This is a genomic window from Kribbella sp. NPDC026596 (assembly GCF_040638415.1).
GTDB lineage: Bacteria > Actinomycetota > Actinomycetes > Propionibacteriales > Kribbellaceae > Kribbella.
Window position 1 is genome coordinate 1 of the sequence record NZ_JBEZYF010000154.1, and the last position, 1978, is coordinate 1978.

The following is a 1978-nucleotide window of genomic DNA, read 5'->3' on the forward strand; positions in this document are numbered from 1 at the left end:
CCGGGTACTTGATCAGGTAGTCCTGGTGCTCCGGCTCGGCCTCCCAGAACGGACCCGCAGGCTCGATCGTCGTCACGGCCTTGCCCGGCCACAGGCCCGAGGCGTCGACGTCGGCGATCGTGTCGCGAGCGACCTTCTCCTGCTCCGGTGTGAGCGGAAAGATCGCCGAGCGATAGCTGGTGCCGATGTCGTTGCCCTGACGGTTCACCGTCGACGGGTCGTGGATCTGGAAGAAGAACGCCAGGATGTTGCGGTACGTCGTCTTCGCCGGGTCGAAGACGATCTCGACGGCTTCGGCGTGCCCGGGATGATTGCGGTACGTCGCATGGTCGTTCTGCCCGCCCGTGTACCCGACACGCGTCTCGAGTACGCCGGGCTGCCGGCGAATGAGGTCCTCCACACCCCAGAAACACCCGCCGGCGAGGACGGCTGTCTCGGTGCCGGGCTTGCGCGTGACCTGCCCGGTGTCGTCGATTCCACTGGTCATGACGCATGCTCCTCTGTGCTCGTGATGTCGCTGGACGTGTCGGCCGTCTCGAACAGCGCCCGATACTCGCCGTACCCCTGACTCTCCAGTTCCGAGACCGGGATGAAGCGCAGTGCGGCGGAGTTCATGCAGTACCGCTGGCCTCCCGCCGAGGCAGGGCCGTCATCGAAAACATGACCGAGGTGGCTGTCGGCTCCAGTGGATCGCACCTCTGTGCGGGTCATCCAGAGCGACCTGTCCGTAACTGTGCGAACTGTGTCCGCCGCGATCGGCCTGGTGAAGCTTGGCCACCCGGTGCCGCTGTCGTACTTGTCGGTCGACGAGAACAGCGGCTGGCCGGAGACCACATCCACATAGATCCCGGCCTCGTGGTTGTCCCAGTACTCGTTACGGAATGCGGGTTCCGTCCCGTCCTTCTGCGTCACGCGGAACTGGCTGTCGGTGAGGCGACTGATCGCCTCCGGAGTCTTCCTGTAGTCGTGTGCCACGGTTTCTCCTTTCTGACGTCGCTGGCTGCGCCGTCACTGGGAACAACATCGCAGGCAGTTGATTTGGTCCCGGGTTCCGCAGAACTCGCTGTGACCGCGATCTCAGTTCAGCCGGGTCAGCATGATCGGGTCACTGTTCGGTGTCGTCCCGGTCGCCGCTGTGCTGATCGTGGTCCCGCACAGCGGCTAGCAGCCCGTCAGCAGCTTCCGCGCATGCTGCACAGGCGGCAAGGTGAGTCGCCACTCCGGGATAGCGCTCGGCAGCGTCGACTCCGGCCGCGAGGAGTTCGGCATAGAGGTGCAGAGCAGCCATCGCCTCGTCACAGCCGACGTCGTCCGGGTCGGTGGCGAGGAATCGCTCGAGCCCCTCCCTCCACCCGGTCAATGAACTTCACCTCTACCTGTTGATCAGAATCCGTCGGTGCTCTGTACAGATATCCGTTGGTGGTTGGACAGGCACGGATCTTACGGCCTGCACCGAAACAATTTCGCGATCTGCCCAACTCCCATCTGTCGCGTGGTAAGACGTCGAGGGTGTGGCGCCGCGAATGCTTACGAGCCGAAAGTGCCGCGTAGGCGAAAGACCGGATACAAGGAGGTGCCTGATGAGGGCGATCGTGGTGACGGACCAGGCAGCGGGGACGGCAGGAATGACGCTGGTGGAGCGTCCCGAGCCACCGGCGGCGATCAACGACGTCGTCGTCGAGGTTCATGCCTCGGGCTACGTCCCGACCGAGTTGGAGTGGCCCTCGACCTGGACCGACCGTGCCGGCCGGGACCGATCACCGTCGATCCCCGGGCACGAACTGGCCGGAGTGGTCACCGCGCTCGGCTATGGCACGACTGGGTTGTCAGTGGGACAGCGCGTGTTCGGCCTCGCCGACTGGCATCGCGACGGAACCCTGGCGGAGTATGTGGCGATCGAGGCACGCAACCTCGCACCACTCCCGGGCGACGTCGACTTCACCGTCGGCGCGAGCCTGCCGATCTCCGGACTGACCGC

General features: G+C 65.0%; 4 protein-coding genes. 1 reads left to right on the top strand and 3 read right to left on the bottom strand.

The window, feature by feature from the left end; genetic code table 11:
• The 3 genes from msrA to AB0E63_RS46395 all read right to left on the bottom strand — a co-directional run.
• On the bottom strand, positions 1 to 487 hold a 487-nt coding region (gene msrA, locus AB0E63_RS46385; protein WP_360381306.1), incomplete at its 3' end, for a peptide-methionine (S)-S-oxide reductase MsrA.
• Positions 484 to 975, bottom strand: a complete 492-nt coding sequence (msrB, locus tag AB0E63_RS46390) for a peptide-methionine (R)-S-oxide reductase MsrB (RefSeq protein ID WP_360381308.1) — start codon at positions 973 to 975, stop codon at positions 484 to 486. The genes msrA and msrB, both read right to left, overlap by 4 nt.
• Before the next feature lie 130 nt (positions 976 to 1105).
• Complete coding sequence (locus AB0E63_RS46395) at positions 1106 to 1360, bottom strand: hypothetical protein (protein ID WP_360381311.1); 255 nt, start codon at positions 1358 to 1360, stop codon at positions 1106 to 1108.
• Between the two features lie 220 nt (positions 1361 to 1580).
• On the opposite strand from AB0E63_RS46395, the gene AB0E63_RS46400 reads away from it, so the two are divergent.
• The coding region (locus tag AB0E63_RS46400; RefSeq protein ID WP_360381314.1) for an alcohol dehydrogenase catalytic domain-containing protein at positions 1581 to 1978 on the top strand (398 nt) is incomplete at its 3' end.